Consider the following 18,445-nt stretch of genomic DNA (forward strand, 5'->3'; position numbering starts at 1 on the left):
AGAGTGGTGGAGCCTAGCGGGATCGAACCGCTGACCTCCTGCGTGCAAGGCAGGCGCTCTCCCAGCTGAGCTAAGGCCCCTTAACCGAAGCTAGATAGCGGTAAGCTTGAAGAAAAACCCGGCGTAGTGAACACTCGGGGTTGTCTTCTAGCTTCAAGCTTATGGCTTACAGCTTGTCATGGTGGGTCTGGGCAGATTTGAAATAAACCCCGCGACCTCACCCTTCTCTTTGCAGAACTTCCGGGGGTGCGCTCTAACCAACTGAGCTACCCGGCCGTTCAGAGAATGGTGGGTCTGGGCAGATTTGAAATAAACCCCGCGACCTCACCCTTCTCTCTGCAGAACTTCCGGGGGTGCGCTCTAACCAACTGAGCTACCCGGCCGTTCAGAGAATGGTGGGTCTGGGCAGATTTGAACTGCCGACCTCACCCTTATCAGGGGTGCGCTCTAACCAACTGAGCTACAGACCCATTGGTCACGCTGGGCCTATACCCAAACAGTCTTTTGCTCTGGTCGATCAGGTAATTCATTGTGAGCACTTGCCGCGTGTCGGCGACGTCGTCGTTAAGGAGGTGATCCAGCCGCAGGTTCCCCTACGGCTACCTTGTTACGACTTCACCCCAGTCATGAACCACACCGTGGTGATCGCTCCCCCGAGGGTTAAGCTAACCACTTCTGGTGCAGTCCACTCCCATGGTGTGACGGGCGGTGTGTACAAGGCCCGGGAACGTATTCACCGTGACATTCTGATTCACGATTACTAGCGATTCCGACTTCACGGAGTCGAGTTGCAGACTCCGATCCGGACTGAGACCGGCTTTTCGGGATTAGCTCCACCTCGCGGCTTCGCAACCCTTTGTACCGGCCATTGTAGCACGTGTGTAGCCCTACCCGTAAGGGCCATGATGACTTGACGTCGTCCCCACCTTCCTCCGGTTTGTCACCGGCAGTCTCCTTAGAGTTCCCGGCATGACCCGCTGGCAAATAAGGACAAGGGTTGCGCTCGTTACGGGACTTAACCCAACATTTCACAACACGAGCTGACGACAGCCATGCAGCACCTGTCTATGCGCTCCCGAAGGCACCCAGGTATCTCTACCAAGTTCGCACGATGTCAAGGGTAGGTAAGGTTCTTCGCGTTGCATCGAATTAAACCACATGCTCCACCGCTTGTGCGGGCCCCCGTCAATTCATTTGAGTTTTAACCTTGCGGCCGTACTCCCCAGGCGGTCGACTTATCGCGTTAACTGCGCCACAAAGGTCTCAAGGACCCCAACGGCTAGTCGACATCGTTTACGGCGTGGACTACCAGGGTATCTAATCCTGTTTGCTACCCACGCTTTCGCACCTCAGCGTCAGTGTCAGTCCAGAAGGCCGCCTTCGCCACTGGTATTCCTCCCGATCTCTACGCATTTCACCGCTACACCGGGAATTCTACCTTCCTCTCCTGCACTCTAGCCTGACAGTTCCGGATGCCGTTCCCAGGTTGAGCCCGGGGCTTTCACAACCGGCTTATCAGACCGCCTACGCGCGCTTTACGCCCAGTAATTCCGATTAACGCTCGCACCCTCCGTATTACCGCGGCTGCTGGCACGGAGTTAGCCGGTGCTTCTTCTGTGGGTGATGTCCTTCCTCGAGGGTATTGGCCCCAAGGCTTTCTTCCCCACTGAAAGTGCTTTACAACCCGAAGGCCTTCTTCACACACGCGGCATGGCTGGATCAGGCTTGCGCCCATTGTCCAATATTCCCCACTGCTGCCTCCCGTAGGAGTTCGGGCCGTGTCTCAGTCCCGATGTGGCTGATCATCCTCTCAGACCAGCTACGGATCGTCGCCTTGGTGAGCCATTACCTCACCAACCAGCTAATCCGGCATAGGCTCATCCGATAGCGCAAGGTCCCCATTCCGAAGAACACGGATCCCCTGCTTTCTCCCGTAGGACGTATGCGGTATTAGCCTGGGTTTCCCCAGGTTATCCCCCACTACCGGGCAGATTCCTATGCATTACTCACCCGTCCGCCGCTCGTCAGCATCCAGCAAGCTGGACCTGTTACCGCTCGACTTGCATGTGTTAGGCCTGCCGCCAGCGTTCAATCTGAGCCATGATCAAACTCTTCAGTTTACGATCATATAGTCCTTACCCTTCAAGGAAGGAAGCGGACCAAACTTGGCTCAAGGGTCAAACGTTCTCAAAAAGCTCCGAGGAGCTTTGACGAGTCGCTTGCCTTGATGTTTCAGTGACTGGTCACCGACACATCGACAAGCGCCCACATGAATTACCTGATCGATTGTTAAAGAGCGGCTCCGGACTCTCAGAGAGCGGAGCGTCTCGCTTGCCGTCGTGACGTGAGCCTCAGCTCCCGTCTCGCCAGCGCCCTGCGAGGAAGGCGTATTCTACCGATTCGCCTCAGCGTGTCAAGCGGTGGTTGGCGGTGCCTGGCACCCCGTCCTGAGTCCCGCTGACCGCTTCACCCGGCGTAACCAAGGTGACGGCGTATCGAGTGGGCGCATTCTACCGAATTCGCGGTGAGTGTCAAGCGAGCGATTCTCCGAACCTTCCGAAAAACCTCAAGCAGAACAACCACTTCTTCCACTTATCACCGCCGGTAACGTTGCCCGTTGCCGGCAGCGGATGCGTACTTTACGGTTTTCCCCGCGGGCACGCAACCCTTGCCACTAGAGAAATGTAGTTCAGCAACTCGCTCAGCGCCATGATCCGGATCAGGTTCCTGCCGGCACTTTCGGATCAGATCACGAAGTGGTCAAGGAAACGCGGTACGGATATCGCCTCGAGTGCGACCGGATCCCCGCAGAGTGCCAGGATCCGTTCACAGCGCCCGGGAGGAAAGCGTGTGGCCAGGTGGCGTTCAAATTTCGCCTCCAGCACCGGAATGCCTTCCTTCCGGCGCCGCCGATGCCCGATCGGGTACTCGACCTCGACCGTTTCCGTGGCCGTGCCATCGGCGAACACGACCTGGATCGCGTTGGCAATGGAGCGCTTGCCGGGGTCGAGGTAGTCCTGCGTATAGCGCGGCTCCTCCACCACCTCCATCTTGCCGCGCAGCTCGTCGATCCTGGGATGAGCGGCGTGGAAGGCATCTTCATAGTGCTCCGCAATCAGCTCACCGAAGATCAGCGGCACCGCCGTCATGTATTGCAGGCAGTGGTCACGATCTGCCGGATTGGCCAGGTCACCCTGCTTGGAGATGATGCGGATCGCCGACTCATGGGTGGTAATAACGATGCGCTCGATCTCGTCGAGGCGATCCTTGACCAGTGGGTGCAGCGTCACCGCCGCCTCGCAGGCCGTCTGGGCGTGGAACTCTGCCGGGAAGGCGAGCTTGAAGAGAATATTCTCCATCACGTAGCTGCCGAAGTCGCGCTGGAAGCTGAAGCTCCGCTCCGCTTCGGGCTTGAGCTGCTGGTCCTTGTTGGTCTTGGTGAACAGCACATCGTAGAAGCCCCACTGCGGCGCGCTGAGCGCCCCGGGAATGCCCATCTCGCCACGCAGGGCAATATCGGCCAGGCGCACGCCGCGCGAGGTGGCATCCCCCGCCGCCCAGCTCTTGCGGGAGCCGGCGTTGGGGGCATGTCGGTAGGTGCGCAGGCTCTGACCATCGACCCACGCGTGGGAGAGTGCAGACAACAGCTGCTCACGATCGGCCCCCATCAGCCTGGCCGCGACCGCAGTGGAGGCCACCTTGACCAGCACCACGTGGTCGAGGCCGACCCGGTTGAAGGAGTTGTCCAGGGCCAGCACGCCCTGGATCTCGTGGGCCTTGATCATCGCCTCGAGCACATCTCGCATGACCAGCGGCGCTTCGCCCTGGACGAGGCGCTTCTGTGAGAGATGATCGGCCACGGCCAGGATGGCGCCTAGATTGTCGGAGGGATGACCCCATTCCGCCGCTAACCAGGTGTCGTTGTAGTCCAGCCAGCGCACGCTACAGCCGATATCCCAGGCCGCCTTGACCGGATCCAGACGGAAGGAGGTCCCGGGGACCCGGGCGCCGTGGGGGACCTGCGTGCCCTCGACCAGCGGTCCCAGGTGCTTGGTGCACTCCGGAAAGCGCAGCGCCAGCAGGCCGCAGCCCAAGGTATCCATCAGGCACAGCCGCGCGGTATCCCACGCCTCCTGGCTCTCGATACGGTAATCGAGGACGTAATCGGCGATCTTCTGCAGCTCGGCATCGTAGTCCGGCCGCACATTGGCTTCCACGGTGCTCATGGTCTCCTCCTGTCGCCGCGTCGAATGCCTACCCTTCACTATAGGAAACGTCACAGATCCTGCGACTGAGCTGCGACCGGGGGAGCCCTTTCTATTAACCGGGTCCTGTCCAACGCAAGCGTTAGGCTATGTCTAAAAACTATCGCCCGGGATCCGCACATAGCCCTCCATCAACACCCGCGCGCTGCGGCTCATCACCGCCTGGTCGATCACCCAGCGGTCGTCCACCAGGCTCGCCTCAGCGCCCACACGGAGCGATCCGGAGGGGTGGCCGAAGATCACGGCGTTGCGCTTGCCGCCGCCGGCAGCCAGGTTGACCAGGGTCCCCTCAATGGCGGCCGCCGAGGCGATGGCCACCGCCGCGGTGCCCATCATGGCGTGGTGCAGCTTGCCCATGGAGAGCGCGCGTACCAGCAGGTCGATCTCATCGGCCTTGACCTCCTTGCCGCTGGAGGCGCTGTAACTGCTAGGCGGTGCCACGAAGGCCACCTTGGGCGTGTGCTGGCGACTGGCCGCCTCGTCCAGCGACTGGATCAGCCCCATCTTCAATGCCCCATGGGCGCGGATGGTCTCGAAGCGCGCCAGTGCCGCCGGGTCGCCGTTGATCGCTTCCTGCAGTTCGGTGCCCGTGTAGCCGAGCTCGGCGGCGTTGACGAAGATCGTCGGGATACCGGCATTGATCAGGGTCGCCTTGAGGGTGCCGCCCTCTACCACCTCTGCCGGCACCTCCAGGTCATCCACTCGATTGCCGGTGGGGAAGATGGCGCCCTCGCCGTCGGCCGGGTCCTTGAAGGCCACGGACACCTCGGCGGCGGGAAAGGTCACGCCGTCCAGCTCGAAGTCGCCGGTCTCCTGCACCTGGCCGTCGGTGATCGGCACCTGGCCGACGATGGTCTTGCCGATATTGGCCTGCCAGATACGCACTTCCACCACGCCGTTGTCGGGAATCCGCGCCGGGTCCACCAGCCCGCTGGCGATGGCGAAGGGGCCAACAGCGGCGGAAAGATTCCCGCAGTTGCCGCTCCAGTCGACGAAGGCCTGGTCGATGGAGACCTGGCCGAACAGGTAGTCGACGTCGTGGCCGGGCTGTGTGCTCTTCGACAGGATGACGGTCTTGCTGGTGCTGGAGGTGGCGCCGCCCATGCCGTCGATCTGCTTCTGATAGGGATCGGGGCTGCCGATCACCCGCATCAGCAGGCGGTCGCGGGCCTCGCCGGGCTTGCGGGCGGCCTCGGGCAGGTCGTCGAGCCTGAAGAAGACGCCCTTGCTGGTGCCACCACGCATATAGGTGGCGGGAATGCGAATCTGGGGAACGTGAGCCATGAAGGTCGCTTCCTTGGTTCATGTAAGGGAGAGAAAGATCGACCCGGGCCTTGCGGCGCCGGGTCGATGGGGTTTCAACGTCGTGAGGCGATCACCCGGCTCAGCTGACCGCCTCGCCCTTGGACTCCAGGAAGTCCTTGGCGAAGCGCTGTAGCACACCGCCAGCGGAGTAGACGGTCACCTCCTCGGCGGTATCCAGGCGGCAGATCACCGGTACGCGATCCACCTCGCCGGTCTTGCGGTGGATGACCAGCTCGAGGGTCGCGCCCGGCGACGCCGCGCCCTCCACGTCGTAGGTCTCGGTGCCGTCCAGTTGCAGGGTGTGGCGGGTGGTGCCCTCCCGGAACTGCAGCGGCATCACGCCCATGCCGATCAGGTTGGTGCGATGGATGCGCTCGAAGCCCTCGGCGACGATCGCCTCGACCCCGGCCAGCGCCACGCCCTTGGCCGCCCAGTCGCGTGAGGAGCCCTGGCCGTAGTCGGCGCCGGCGATGACGATCAGCGGCTGCTTGCGCTCCATGTAGGTCTCGATGGCCTCCCACATGCGGGTCACCTCGCCTTCCGGCTCGATGCGCGCCAGCGAGCCCTGCTTCACCTCGCCGTCCGTGTCACGGACCATCTCGTTGAACAGCTTGGGGTTGGCCAGGGTGGCCCGCAGGGCGGTGAGGTGGTCGCCGCGGTGGGTCGCGTAGGAATTGAAGTCCTCCTCCGGCAGGCCCATCTTGTGCAGGTACTCCCCCGCCGCGCTGTCCATCATGATCGCGTTGGACGGCGACAAGTGGTCGGTGGTGATGTTGTCCGGCAGGATCGCCAGCGGCCGCATGCCCTTCAGCGCACGCACTGCCGCCATGTTGCCTTCCCAGTAGGGCGGGCGACGGATATAGGTGCTCTGCGGGCGCCAGTCGTAGAGCGGGCTCTCGGCCTTCTCGAAGGCGTCCAGATCGAACATCGGGATATAGACCTGCTTGAACTGCTCCGGCTTGACGAACTCGCCGACGATGGCGTCGATCTCCTCGTCGGAGGGCCAGAGATCCTTGAGCGTCACCGGATTGCCGTTATGGTCGGTGCCCAGCACGTCCTTCTCGATGTCGAAGCGCACGGTACCGGCGATGGCGTAGGCCACCACCAGCGCCGGCGAGGCCAGGAAGGCCTGCTTGGCATAGGGGTGGATGCGGCCATCGAAGTTGCGGTTGCCGGAGAGCACCGCGGTAGAGTAGAGATCACGGTCGATGATCTCCTGCTGAATCTTCGGGTCGAGTGCGCCGGACATCCCGTTACAGGTGGTGCAGGCATAGGCGACGATACCGAAGCCGAGCTTTTCCAGCTCGGACAGCAGGCCAGCCTCCTCCAGGTAGAGGCGCGCCACTTTCGATCCTGGAGCGAACGACGACTTCACCCAGGGCTTGCGAATCAGACCGAGCTCGTTGGCCTTCTTGGCCAGCAGCGCAGCGCCCACCACATTTCGCGGATTGGAGGTGTTGGTGCAGCTGGTGATGGCGGCGATGATCACCGCGCCATCGGGCATCTTGCCCGCCTTCTCCTCCGCCTGGGCCTTGTTGTAGTTCACGGCGATGCCGCGCTCATGCAGGGCGCTGGTGGGCAGGCGGCGATGCGGATTGGAAGGGCCAGCCAGGTTGCGCTCGACGCTGGACAGATCGAAGGTCAGCACGCGCTCGTACTGGGCATCGACCAAGCTGTCGGCCCACAGGCCAGTCTGCTTGGCGTAGGTCTCGACCAGCTCGACCTGCTCCGGCTCGCGCCCGGTGAGGGTGAGATAATCGAGGGTCTGCTCATCGATGTAGAACATCGCCGCGGAGGCACCGTACTCGGGCGTCATGTTGGAGATGGTGGCGCGGTCGCCGATGGTCAGGCTCTTGGCGCCCTCGCCGAAGAACTCGAGATAGGCCCCGACCACGCGCTCCTTGCGCAGGAACTCGGTGATCGCCAGCACGATATCGGTGGCGGTGATGCCGGGCTTGTGCTTGCCGGTCAGCTCCACGCCGACGATGTCGGGCAGGCGCATCATGGAGGGGCGACCCAGCATCACGGTCTCGGCCTCGAGGCCGCCGACGCCGATGGCGATCACGCCCAGGCAGTCGATATGCGGGGTGTGGCTGTCGGTGCCCACGCAGGTATCGGGATAGGCGACGCCGTCGCGCGCCTGGACCACCGGCGACATCTTCTCCAGGTTGATCTGGTGCATGATGCCGTTGCCGGCGGGGATCACATCGACGTTCTCGAAGGCGGTCTTGGTCCACTCGATGAAGTGGAAGCGGTCCTCGTTGCGGCGATCCTCGATGACGCGGTTCTTGTCGAAGGCGTCCGGGTCGAAGCCGGCGTGCTCCACGGCCAGGGAGTGGTCGACGATCAGCTGGGTGGGCACCACCGGGTTGACCTTGGAGGGGTCCCCGCCCTGCTCGGCGATGGCGTCGCGCAGGCCGGCCAGGTCGACGAGCGCGGTCTGACCGAGGATGTCGTGGCACACCACCCGAGCCGGGTACCAGGGGAAGTCCAGGTCACGGCGCCGCTCGATCAGCTGCTTGAGCGAATCGGTGAGCTGTTCCGGCTCGCAGCGACGCACCAGCTGCTCGGCAAGCACCCGGGAGGTGTAGGGAAGAGTGTCATAGGCACCGGGCTGGATATCCTCGACGGCCGCACGCACGTCGAAGTAGTCCAGCTCGGTGCCGGGAAGCGGTTTACGATAATCGGTATTCATACTCAACCCCGCTGCTCGATGGGCACCCACTCGCTGTGCTCGGGGCCGACATAGTCGGCACTCGGTCGAATGATGCGATTGTTGGCGCGCTGTTCGAAGACATGGGCCGCCCAGCCGGTGACGCGCGAGCAGACGAAGATCGGCGTGAACAGCTTGGTGGGGATGTCCATGAAGTGGTAGGCGCTGGCGTGGAAGAAGTCGGCGTTGCAGAACAGCTTCTTCTCGCGCCACATCACCGCCTCGACGCGCTCGGAGACAGGGTAGAGGACGCTGTCGCCCACATCCTCAGCCAGCTTCTTCGACCACTCCTTGATGATGGCATTGCGCGGGTCGGACTCGCGATAGATCGCGTGGCCGAAGCCCATGATCTTGTCCTTGCGCTCGAGCATGCCCATGATCTCGCGCTCGGCCTCGTCCGCGGAGGTCCAGTTCTCGATCATGTCCATGGCCGCCTCATTGGCACCGCCGTGCAGCGGGCCGCGCAGGGAGCCGATGGCGCCGGTCACGCAGGAGTGCATGTCGGAAAGGGTCGAGGCACAGACGCGAGCCGTGAAGGTCGAGGCGTTGAACTCGTGCTCGGCGTAGAGGATCAGCGAGACGTTCATGACGCGGGCGTGCAGTTCGGAGGCAGGCTCGCCACGCAGCAGGTGCAGGAAGTGGCCACCCACGGATTCATCGTCGGTTTCGGTCTCGATACGCACGCCGTCGTGGCTGAAGCGATACCAGTAGCAGATGATCGAGGGCAGCACGGCCAACAGGCGGTCGGAGGCATCCTGCTGCTCATCGAAGCTCTGCTCGGTCTCCAGGTTGCCCAGCATGGAAGCGCCGGTGCGCATCACGTCCATGGGATGGGCATCCCTGGGGATCTGCTCGAGCACGGTCTTGAGCGCATCGGGCAGGCCACGCAGGCCCTTGAGCCTGGTGATGTAGGCGTCGAGCTCCGCCTGGTTGGGCAGCTTGCCCTTGAGTAGCAGGTAGGCGACCTCCTCGAACTTCGCCTTCTCGGCCAGCTCCTTGATGTCGAAGCCGCGGTAGGTCAGGCCGGAGCCGGTCTGGCCAACGGTGCACAGGGCGGTAGTCCCCGCGCTCTGGCCACGCAAGCCGGCGCCACTCAGGTTCTTCTCTGCCATGTCGTATCTCCTTGTCTAGCGGGTCGATCGTGTTCTTTTCGCCAATGTCAGGGCCTGACTCAGGCCTCGTCGCCCTTATCGGCAAGCTGGTTTTCGGCAAACAGGGCATCGAGCTTCTGCTCGAAGCTGTGATAGTTCAGGAAGTCGTAGAGCTCGTCACGGGTCTGCATGAGTTCGACAACGTCGCGCTGATGACCGGTGGCGTGGATGCTCTGGTAGACCTTGAGCGCCGCGGCGTTCATGGCGCGGAAGGCCGACAGCGGGTAGAGCACCATGCGGCATCCCACCTCGCCCAGCTCCTGCTGGCTGAACAGCGGCGTGGCGCCGAATTCAGTGATGTTGGCGAGGATCGGCGCATCGACGCGCTCGCAGAAGGCCTGGTAGTCATCCAGCGTATGTACCGCCTCGGCGAAGATGGCGTCGGCACCGGCCTCGATGCAGGCCTGGGCGCGCTCGATGGCGGCGTCCAGCCCATCCTTCTGGAAGGCGTCGGTGCGGGCGATCAGGTAGAAGTCCGGATCGATGCGCGCATCGGCGGCAGCCTTGACGCGGTCTGCCATCTCCTGCTGGGAGACGATGGCCTTGTTGGGGCGATGGCCGCAGCGCTTCTGGGCGACCTGGTCCTCGATGTGAACGGCGGCCACGCCGGCGCGCTGCATCTCCTTGACGGTGCGGGCGATATTGAAGGCACCGCCCCATCCGGTATCGATATCCACCAGCAGCGGCAGGTCGGTGGCGCCGCAGATGCGGTGCGAATCCTCGACCACATCGTTCATGGTGGTCATGCCCAGGTCAGGCAGGCCGAAGGAGGCATTGGCCACGCCGCCCCCGGAGAGGTAGATCGCCTGGTGGCCGACGCGCTGGGCCATCATCGCAGTGTAGGCGTTGATGGTGCCGACAATGGGCAACGGGCGATTGGCCTCGAGGGCAGCACGGAAACGGGCGCCGGGGGTCTGCTGGGTCATGGTATCTCTCCTAGGGTGTTCGAGCCGGGTGGTTTCGGGGGTCGGGTCAGGTGGTCGAGGCTGTCTGACGCAGGGTGGCGGCATAGCGATCGACGACGTTGGCCCTCGAGGCGCTGACGTGACGACGCATCAGCAGCTCGGACAGTTCGGCGTCGCCGGCCTCGATGGCATCGACGATGCGGTGATGCTCGACGAAGGCGCGATGGGGACGCGAGCCGCTGGCGCTGAACTGGGTGCGGTAAAGCCGCACCAGGTAGTAGAGGTCATCGCAAAGCAGGGTCACCAGCATGTGGTTGTGGCTGCCCTGGACAATGCGGTAGTGAAAGTCCAGATCGCCCTCGCGCTGGTAGTAGGCCTCACCCTTCTTGAGATCGGCCTGACGCTCGTGCATCGCCAGCAGTTCGCGCAGCCCGGCGATCTCAGTGGCGGTCATGTGCTCCGCGGCCAGGCGAGCGGCCATGCTCTCCAGTGCCTCGCGCAAATCGAACAGCTCGAGCAGCTCCTGCATGGAGAGCTTGATCACCCGGGCCCCCACGTGGGGCACCCGCTCGATCAACCGGTGCGCCTCGAGGCGGCGCATCGCCTCGCGCAGCGGGCCCCGCGAGATACCGTAGGTCTTGGACAGACCCGGTTCGGTAATCTTGCTGCCCGGGGCCAACTCGCCGCGAACGATGGCATCCTGGAGCTGCTGGAAGACGCGTTCCGCCAGGGTGCGCACCTCCGGGATCGATGTTTCAATTTGTGTTGAGGTCATGGTGATTGTCGACAATTATTCGATGAACAGAGAGTAGCCACTCCGCATAAAGGGGTCAATACACAGGAACGCCGGAAAGCTTCACCTTTGGTTGTAGACAACATGCCCGACACCAGAGGGACTGTCGACAATACCAGGAGGCCATTCCGGCCTGGCGGCTGGAACGGGCAGGGACAAGGGCCGGGATGGCGCCTAGAATGGGCCGCCTGTCACAGCAAGGCCCGGCAATGAGCGCAAGACTCCAGATCACTTCGTTTCCCTACCAGAGGCATCCCCTCGACTATTTCGCTCGCCTGCGCAGGCGTCCCGGCGCCGTGCTGCTCGACAGTGGGCGCCCGGCCGCCCCCGCTGGGCGCTTCGACATCCTCTCCAGCGACCCCTTGACGACGCTCGAGATCGACGACCAAGGTCACGTTTCGGGTGCGCCCGAGCTCGCGGGCCTCTCCCCCTTCGCCGCCCAGCAGGCGCTGCTGGACGGCCTCGAGGCGGAGACGCCCGACAGCGACCTGCCCTTCCTCGGCGGCTTGATCGGCTACTGGAGCTACGACCTGGGGCGGCTGCTCGAGCCGGTGGACAAGCAGGCCCGGCCAGCGGTGGCGCTACCGGCAAGCCGTGTCGGCCTCTACGACTGGGCGCTGATTCAGGACCATGAGTACCGCGAAAGCTGGCTGGTGGCCAGCGCCGAGCGCCGCCGGCAGGTGCTTGGCTGGCTGGCGGAGCCGCCGGTCGACCAGGCCGCTTTTCGCCTGACCGCGCCCTTCACCGGCGAGCTCTCCACCGCCGACTATCTAGAGCGGTTCGACGCCGTACAACGCTACATCCGCGCGGGAGACTGCTACCAGATCAACCTGGCCCAGCGCTTCAGCGCCCCCTATGCGGGTGACCTGTGGAGCGCCTACTGCCGTCTGCGCGAGGCCACCCCGACGCCCTACGCCGGCTTCATGGCCTGGTCTACGGCGCAGGGCGAACAGGCGATTCTTTCTCTTTCCCCAGAGCGCTTCCTCGAATGCCGAGACGGCCAGGTGGAGACACGCCCCATCAAAGGAACACGCCCGCGGGGTAGCACCCCGCAGGAGGACTCGGCACTGGCCGACGAACTCACCGTCAGCCTCAAGGACCGCGCCGAGAATGTGATGATCGTCGACCTGCTGCGCAACGACCTCGGGCGCGTCTGCCGCCCGGGCACGGTCAGGGTGCCACAGCTGTGCGGCCTGGAGAGCTATGCCAACGTCCACCACCTGGTCAGCGTGGTGACCGGCCAACTGGACGCGGGACGACGCCCACTCGAACTGCTCGCCGCGGCCTTCCCCGGCGGCTCCATCACCGGCGCCCCCAAGGTGCGGGCCATGCAGATCATCGAGGAACTGGAACCGAGCCGGCGCAGCGCCTACTGCGGCAGCCTGGGCTATGTAGACGTGCGCGGCCGGATGGACACCTCCATCGCCATCCGCACCGCCGTGGCCGATGCCGGCCGGCTACACCTGTGGGGCGGCGGCGGCCTGGTGGCCGACTCGATGGGTGAGGCGGAGTACCAGGAGACCCTGGACAAGATTCGCCACCTGATGGGTGCCCTCACGGCTACCGACGCTCAGTACAATATGGAATAAATAACAGTATTTTTATTTCTATTTGATATATTTATCCAATGAAACGGTATTGGGGGACGATCTCCAGGCTTTGGTAGGGTAAGGCCAATATCGTCAACGACCCGGAGCCCCCTCCCTATGGCATCACCCCTCGACGCTATCAACCATGAGCTTGGCAATGATCCCGAAGCGCTGATTCGCTGGGCCCTTGAACAAGGCGAACGGCCGATCTGCACCACCAACTTCCGCCCTTTCGAAGCGGTCATCCTGCATATGGTGACGCGCCAGCGGCCTGATATCCCGGTGGTGTGGATGGACAACGGCTACAACACCGAGGCCACCTACCGCTTCGCCGACGAGTTGGTCCAGCGGCTCGACCTCAACCTGATCGCCTACCTGCCGCGCCGTACCCGGGCCCATCGGGAAGCCGTGGAAGGCCCGATGCCGGGCATCGAGGATCCTCGCCACGACGCTTTCACCCGGGAAGTGAAGCTGGAGCCCTTCGAACGGGCGCTGCGGGAGATGGCCCCGGACGTCTGGTTCACGGCGCTGCGTGCCGAGGACACCCCGGAGCGTGCGCGCATGGCCCCGGTAAGCCGCAATACCGATGGCCTGCTGAAGGTCTCGCCGCTGCTGCACTGGAGCGCCCGAGAAATGTACCAGTACCTACAGGCCCACGACCTGCCCAACAACTTCGACTACTTCGACCCCACCAAGGTCGAAGAGAAGCGTGAGTGTGGCCTGCACCTGCAGCACTGATCGGGGTCAACGCACCGGCAGCTCCAGCCCCTCGAACAGCGGCGCCTCGTGTCGCGGTCCCGCCGCCAGGGCGGCATCCACCAGGTCGCGTTCCAGATGCTCGGCGAAGCCCTGCAGGAAGTCGTACATATAGCCGCGCATGAAGGTGCCACGGCGAATGCCGATCTTGGTGGTGGAACTCGCAAACAAGTGGCCGGCGTCCAGCGCCAGCAGGTCGGTATCGTGCTCCGGGTCCACCGCCATATGAGCGACGATGCCCACCCCCATTCCCAGTCGCACGTAGGTCTTGATCACATCGGCGTCGGCGGCGGTAAGCACCACGTTGGGCGTGAGTCCCCGCGCGCGGAAAGCGTCGTCGAGCTGGGAACGACCGGTGAAACCAAACACGTAGGTGACCAGCGGATAGCGGGCCAGGGCCTCCAGGGTGAGCTCAGTTTCGTCGGCCAGGGGATGTCCCTGGGGCATCAGGATGCAGCGGTTCCAGCGGTAGCAGGGCAGCAGCACCAGGTCGTTGAACAGCTCCAGGGATTCGGTGGCAATGGCGAAGTCCGCCTGGCCGTCGCTGACCATCTGGGCGATCTGCTTGGGGGTGCCCTGCTGCATGTGCAGGGCCACTTCGGGATACTTGCGAGTGAAGTCGCGGATCACCGGCGGCAGCGCATAGCGCGCCTGGGTGTGGGTAGTGGCAATGGCCAGGCTGCCGCGGCGCTCATCGCTGAACTCCTGGGCCACTTCCTTGATATTTTCCGTCAGGCGCAGCACCTCGCCGGCCAGTTCGACGATGGCCTGGCCGGCCGGGGTAACCCGGGTCAGGTGCTTGCCGCTACGGGCAAAGATCTCCACGCCCAGCTCATCTTCCAGCAGGCGAATCTGCTTGGAGATCCCGGGCTGGGAGGTGAACAGACTCTGGGCGGTGGCCGAGACGTTGAGGTTGTGGCGGGTGACTTCCCAGATATAGCGCAGCTGCTGCAGCTTCATGGTGGCAAACTCCCTGGCAGCCACCCGGTCACGGGTGCTGACAATACCAAATAGCGATAAAAGATTTAATTATAATCACTTTGAAGTATATACAACGAGGTGGCGTCTCGCCTAGCCTAATCTTGACGCCAATTTGCCAGCGCCGCGGCCGGCCGCTAACATCAGCCGGCCAGGCACGCCAAGGCGTGCCATGAACACGCTCGATGCAGCGCAACGAAACTGGAGAACCCCATGGCCAACAACGTCGATGTCACCAACGCCAACTTCGAGCAGGAAGTCCTCAAGGCCGACACCCCGGTTCTGCTCAAGTTCTGGGCTCCCTGGTGCGGCCCCTGCAAGGTGATGTCACCGGTGGTCGACGAGGTCGCCGAGGAGCGCAACGGCAACCTCAAGGTCGTCAGCATCAATGTGGACGATGCTCCCGAGATCGCCGCCGAGCAGGGTGTTCGCGGCGTGCCCACTGTCATGCTGTTCAAGTCCGGCTCCAAGGTCGCCTCCCTGGTAGGCGCCCAGTCCAAGTCACAGCTGACGCAGTTCATCGACCAGAACGCCTGATCGCCAGGCACATCAATCAGCAGATCGCCCCGGCCAAGGCCGGGGCGATCGCGTTTTGTGGTTCAGTGCCTGCCTGCGTCTACCTCATCCTCCTCGCCATCCTGCTCCGAGAGCGGGCGCTCTGGCTCCTCCAGGAGCTGGTCGTCACTCGGGCCTAGCAGGTGAGCGATCCAACGGGTATGGGGGTGGCTGTCCAGGGCGATCTTGAGCGTCATGGTCAGCAACACCGAGAGCAGCATCCCCGCAATGCCAAAGATCCACCCCCATACCACCAGCGACAAAAAGGCGATGAAGGTGGAGAGGCCCAGGGCCCGACCCATCCAGCGGGGCTCGACGATATTGCCGAGCACGAAGTTGATCCCCAGGTAGGCTCCAGACAGCAGCAGGGCCTCGACCACGCCACCCTCGGGTGACACCAGCAGCAGCATCACCGGTGGAATGGCGGCAATGGCGGAACCGATATTAGGAATATAGTTCAGTGCGAAGGCCAGCACGGCCCACAGCAGCGGGAAGTCGACCCCCACCAGCAGGCAGGCCACCCACACCAGGACGCCGGTCACCAGGCTGATCAGGGTCTTCACCGCCAGGTAGCGCTTGAGCGTCCGACTGAACTCGTTGAAACGCTCGAGGCTGGGCACCGGATCTTGCAACGCTCGAGAGATCTTGTCGCGAAAGATAAGCGTCTCGAAGAGCATGAAGACCACCAGCAGGCTGACCATCACGCTCTGAAACAGCAAATTGCCCAGCTCCCCCAGCAGTCCCGGCACCGCACTGCCCAGCTGTTCCACATTGAACAGCTCGGCGAGCCGGTCGGTATCGATAGCCAGTCCCATCTTCGCCAGGCCATCGAACAGCCCGAGGTAGTAGTCGTAGAGCTTCTCCTCGATCCCCGGCAGCGCCTCCATGAAGGTCCCGAAGCTGTTGACCAGCAGCAGGGCCAGCAGCGACAACAGCCCACCGATCACCACCAGGGTGAGCCAGACGGCCAGCCGCAGACTCAACCCCAGGCGGTTCAGCCACTGCACCGGGGGGGTACAGACCAAGGCAATGAACACGGCCAGCATCAGCGGCACCAGCAGGCTGGCGCCGGCCTTCATGCCGGCCACAATCACCACCAGCGCAGCCAGACCGAGGGTGAGATTGAGCGGGATGATGCCCGAAGTATTCGATTCATTCTGAGACATCGTGAGTTCCTGTGTTCCCTGGCAAGCCTTCATCATGCCTCCGCACAGGGCCAGCAACAATCTCGAAAGCCGACTCGAGATCAGGGCAGGACACCGTGCCGGGAACCTTTGTGCCGGGCACACCTCGAAGCGGAGTGGCATACCGCCACGTCATCACCGCAAGGAGGCCACCATGACGTTGTTACGCCACGCCCGGCTGCTGTTGCTGGGCAGCCTGCTCGTCGCCACCCCGCTGCTGGCCGGGCAGGCGCTGGCCGAGGCCACGCCGCCGCGCGAGCTCCACGTGCAGGCCGAGGACACGCTGGCGGTGGTGCCGGATCGGGCCACGCTCAACGCCAGGCTCTGGGAGCGCACGCCGGCGGTATCACAGGAGGATGAGAGCGGCGGCGACCCCCAAGCGCTGCGCGAGGCCCGTGAGCGACTGGAAGAGCGTGCCGGCGAGCTGATTCGAACCCTCGAGGCCGCCGGGCTCGAGCGCGACGCCATCAGCGCCGGCTCGCTGGCCGTGCAGCCGGAACACGTCGCCGGCAGCCGTCGCGAGGATGGCGAGCGCGAGGTGCGGGTGCGTACCCGCCTGGAGCGTCCCTTTCGCGTCCAGGTCGACGATCTTGAACAGCTGCCAGGGCTGCTGGATGCCCTGACCGAGGCCGGCGTCAACGCCCTGGACGGCGTCACCTACGACCTCGCCGACCGTGACGCCGCCACCGACGAGGCGCTGGTCAAGGCGCTGGAGAAGGCCCGCCACAAGGCCCGGCTGATGGCCGACACCCTGGGCATCACCCTGGGCCCGGTAGCCAGCGTCAGCGAGACCCGCTCGCCGGTGTTCCAGCCGCGCATGCTGGCCATGGCTGCCGATGCCCGGGAGGGCGCTCCCCAGGCGGAGTATCGGCCGGGCACCATCGATATCGAGGCCGGCGTCAGCGTCAGCTGGGAGATCGAGTAGCTGCCCGAAGGGCCTCAGATGTTGATCACCTCGACGCCACCCATGTAGGGCCGCAGCGCCTCGGGCACGCTGACCGAACCGTCGGCATTCTGGTAGTTCTCCAGCACCGCCACCAGGCAGCGGCCCACCGCCAGGCCGGAGCCGTTGAGGGTATGCAGCAGCTGCGGCTTCTTCTGCTCCGGGTGACGGAAGCGCGCCTGCATGCGCCGCGCCTGGAAGTCCTCGCAGTTGGAGACCGAGGAGATCTCGCGGTAGGCCCCCTGGCTCGGGATCCACACCTCCAGGTCGTAGGTCTTGGCGGCGCCGAAGCCCATGTCACCGGTGCACAGGGTGACGACACGATAGGGCAGCGCCAACACCTGCAGGATCGCCTCGGCGTGGCCACGCATCTCCTCCAGCACCGCGTAGCTGGTGGCCGGATCCACCAGCTGCACCATCTCCACCTTGTCGAACTGATGCTGGCGGATCATGCCGCGGGTATCGCGGCCGTGGGAGCCCGCCTCGCTGCGAAAACAGGGGCTGTGGGCGGTAAGCTTCACCGGTAGCGCCTTGTGCTCCAGGATCTCGTCCCGGGCGAAGTTAGTCAGCGGTACCTCGGCGGTGGGAATCAGGTGGTAGCCGCGCTCGTCGTCGAGGCGAAACAGGTCCTCGCCGAACTTGGGCAGCTGGCCGGTGCCGCGCAGCGAGGCCTCATTGACCATATAGGGCACATAGCACTCCTCGTAGCCGTGCTCGAGGGTCTGCTTGTCCAGCATGAACTGGGCCAGCGCCCGGTGCATGCGGGCGATGGGCCCACGCATCACCGCGAAGCGCGCCCCGGTCAGCTTGGCGGCCAGGTCGAAATCCAGATCGCCCTTCAGCGCGCCGAGATCGACATGGTCGCGCACCTCGAAATCCAGCTCCCGGGACGCACCCCAGCGGTGCAGTTCGACGTTGTCGTCCTCATCCTTGCCCTCGGGCACGCTCGCGTGGGGCAGGTTGGGCAGGCCGCTGACCAGGTCCTCCCACTCGGCCTGCACCTCGGCCAGGCGCACCTTGGCGGCGTCGAGGCGGTCGCCCAGGTCCGAGACCTCGTCGAGCAGCGGTTGGATATCCTCGCCCGCCGCCTTGGCCTTGCCGATGGTCCTGGAGCGGGTGTTGCGCTCGTTCTGCAGGGACTCGCTCTCGGCCTGCAGCTCGCGACGCCGGGACTCCAGCGCCTCGAGACGGTCGGTATCGAGAGCGAAGCCTCGCTTGGCCAGTCGTTGGGCGACCACATCGAGGTCGCTGCGCAGCAGTTTGGGATCGAGCATGGAATCCGGTCCGTTGCAGTCGGTGATAGAAAGT

General features: G+C 64.0%; 13 protein-coding genes, 2 tRNA genes and 1 rRNA gene. 4 read left to right on the forward strand and 12 right to left on the reverse strand.

Translation table 11 applies throughout. The features are described 5' to 3' along the window. Positions 1-4: 4 nt before the first annotated feature. From ACM26W_RS13495 to ACM26W_RS13535, 9 genes are all read right to left on the reverse strand, one after another. Positions 5-80: transfer RNA gene (locus ACM26W_RS13495), tRNA-Ala, on the reverse strand. Positions 81-393: 313 nt separating this feature from the next. Beyond that, a tRNA-Ile gene (locus tag ACM26W_RS13500) sits at positions 394-470 on the reverse strand. 95 nt (positions 471-565) lie between these two features. Further along, positions 566-2,120: ribosomal RNA gene (locus ACM26W_RS13505) — 16S ribosomal RNA — on the reverse strand. Positions 2,121-2,744: 624 nt separating this feature from the next. Continuing rightward, entirely contained in the window at positions 2,745-4,226 is a 1,482-nt protein-coding gene (gene prpD / locus ACM26W_RS13510; RefSeq protein ID WP_416137494.1) for a 2-methylcitrate dehydratase, read from the reverse strand. A gap of 132 nt (positions 4,227-4,358) precedes the next feature. Beyond that, the gene (gene prpF, locus ACM26W_RS13515) at positions 4,359-5,549 is read right to left on the reverse strand and encodes a 2-methylaconitate cis-trans isomerase PrpF (RefSeq protein ID WP_416137495.1); all 1,191 of its coding nucleotides are present in this window, start codon (positions 5,547-5,549) and stop codon (positions 4,359-4,361) included. A gap of 100 nt (positions 5,550-5,649) precedes the next feature. Continuing rightward, positions 5,650-8,265 carry a Fe/S-dependent 2-methylisocitrate dehydratase AcnD gene (acnD, locus tag ACM26W_RS13520; RefSeq protein ID WP_416137496.1) on the reverse strand — a complete coding sequence of 872 codons (2,616 nt, stop codon included), beginning with the start codon at positions 8,263-8,265 and terminating at the stop codon, positions 5,650-5,652. Between the two features lie 2 nt (positions 8,266-8,267). Next, positions 8,268-9,395, reverse strand: coding sequence for a 2-methylcitrate synthase (prpC, locus tag ACM26W_RS13525; RefSeq protein ID WP_416137497.1), 1,128 nt, complete (start codon positions 9,393-9,395; stop codon positions 8,268-8,270). Positions 9,396-9,454: 59 nt separating this feature from the next. Further along, positions 9,455-10,360: a methylisocitrate lyase gene (gene prpB, locus ACM26W_RS13530; RefSeq protein WP_416137498.1), complete on the reverse strand. Its 906-nt coding sequence runs from the start codon at positions 10,358-10,360 to the stop codon at positions 9,455-9,457. Between the two features lie 46 nt (positions 10,361-10,406). Continuing rightward, a complete protein-coding gene (locus tag ACM26W_RS13535; RefSeq protein ID WP_416137499.1) occupies positions 10,407-11,114 on the reverse strand; it encodes a GntR family transcriptional regulator in 708 nt (235 codons plus the stop codon). Between the two features lie 227 nt (positions 11,115-11,341). On the opposite strand from ACM26W_RS13535, the gene pabB reads away from it, so the two are divergent. Both pabB and ACM26W_RS13545 read left to right on the forward strand, forming a co-directional pair. Further along, entirely contained in the window at positions 11,342-12,721 is a 1,380-nt protein-coding gene (pabB, locus tag ACM26W_RS13540; protein ID WP_416137500.1) for an aminodeoxychorismate synthase component I, read from the forward strand. Positions 12,722-12,838: 117 nt separating this feature from the next. Continuing rightward, positions 12,839-13,459: a phosphoadenosine phosphosulfate reductase family protein gene (locus ACM26W_RS13545; RefSeq protein WP_416137501.1), complete on the forward strand. Its 621-nt coding sequence runs from the start codon at positions 12,839-12,841 to the stop codon at positions 13,457-13,459. 6 nt (positions 13,460-13,465) lie between these two features. On the opposite strand, the gene cysB is transcribed toward ACM26W_RS13545, so the two are convergent. Further along, positions 13,466-14,437: an HTH-type transcriptional regulator CysB gene (gene cysB, locus ACM26W_RS13550; protein ID WP_416137502.1), complete on the reverse strand. Its 972-nt coding sequence runs from the start codon at positions 14,435-14,437 to the stop codon at positions 13,466-13,468. A gap of 231 nt (positions 14,438-14,668) precedes the next feature. Here cysB and trxA point away from each other — a divergent pair, with 231 nt between their 5' ends. Further along, on the forward strand, positions 14,669-14,992 hold the full coding sequence (gene trxA, locus ACM26W_RS13555) for a thioredoxin (protein ID WP_416137503.1): 324 nt from the start codon (positions 14,669-14,671) through the stop codon (positions 14,990-14,992). Between the two features lie 62 nt (positions 14,993-15,054). Here trxA and ACM26W_RS13560 read toward each other — a convergent pair whose 3' ends face one another. Then, a complete protein-coding gene (locus ACM26W_RS13560; RefSeq protein ID WP_416137504.1) occupies positions 15,055-16,176 on the reverse strand; it encodes an AI-2E family transporter in 1,122 nt (373 codons plus the stop codon). A gap of 172 nt (positions 16,177-16,348) precedes the next feature. Here ACM26W_RS13560 and ACM26W_RS13565 point away from each other — a divergent pair, with 172 nt between their 5' ends. Then, on the forward strand, positions 16,349-17,119 hold the full coding sequence (locus ACM26W_RS13565) for an SIMPL domain-containing protein (protein WP_416137505.1): 771 nt from the start codon (positions 16,349-16,351) through the stop codon (positions 17,117-17,119). A gap of 14 nt (positions 17,120-17,133) precedes the next feature. Here the strand turns inward: ACM26W_RS13565 and serS are convergent, their stop codons facing one another. Beyond that, positions 17,134-18,411: a serine--tRNA ligase gene (gene serS / locus ACM26W_RS13570; RefSeq protein ID WP_416137506.1), complete on the reverse strand. Its 1,278-nt coding sequence runs from the start codon at positions 18,409-18,411 to the stop codon at positions 17,134-17,136. Positions 18,412-18,445 lie beyond the last annotated feature (34 nt).

This window comes from Halomonas sp. HK25 (assembly GCF_047795635.1).
Taxonomy (GTDB): Bacteria; Pseudomonadota; Gammaproteobacteria; order Pseudomonadales; family Halomonadaceae; genus Halomonas.